Source organism: Colwellia sp. BRX10-9, assembly GCF_014077405.1.
Lineage (GTDB): Bacteria > Pseudomonadota > Gammaproteobacteria > Enterobacterales > Alteromonadaceae > Colwellia_A.
The window spans coordinates 1-262 of record NZ_JACGVV010000149.1 but is presented as its reverse complement, the minus strand read 5'-3'; the positions used below and the strand labels follow the sequence as shown (position 1 = coordinate 262).

Annotated in this window: 1 tRNA gene and 1 rRNA gene; both read right to left on the bottom strand. The window is 48.5% G+C overall.

Annotated features, from left to right (window positions below):
- Nucleotides 1-5: 5 nt before the first annotated feature.
- Nucleotides 6-81, bottom strand: a tRNA-Ala gene (locus tag H4J69_RS19815).
- 86 nt (nucleotides 82-167) lie between these two features.
- Nucleotides 168-262: ribosomal RNA gene (locus H4J69_RS19810) — 16S ribosomal RNA — on the bottom strand; the annotation flags it as partial.

Here is a 262-nt window from a genome sequence, read left to right as displayed (position 1 = left end):
TAAGATGGTGGAGCTATGCAGGATCGAACTGCAGACCTCCTGCGTGCAAGGCAGGCGCTCTCCCAGCTGAGCTATAGCCCCATCGGGATTCTTCTAATTTGTTATCATGTAATTTGTGTAGACACTCGTGAAACCGAAGTTTCCATTAAACTGTTTTTACTTCAAGATAAGGAGGTGATCCAACCCCAGGTTCCCCTAGGGTTACCTTGTTACGACTTCACCCCAGTCATGAAACACAAAGTGGTGACCGTCCTCCCGAAGG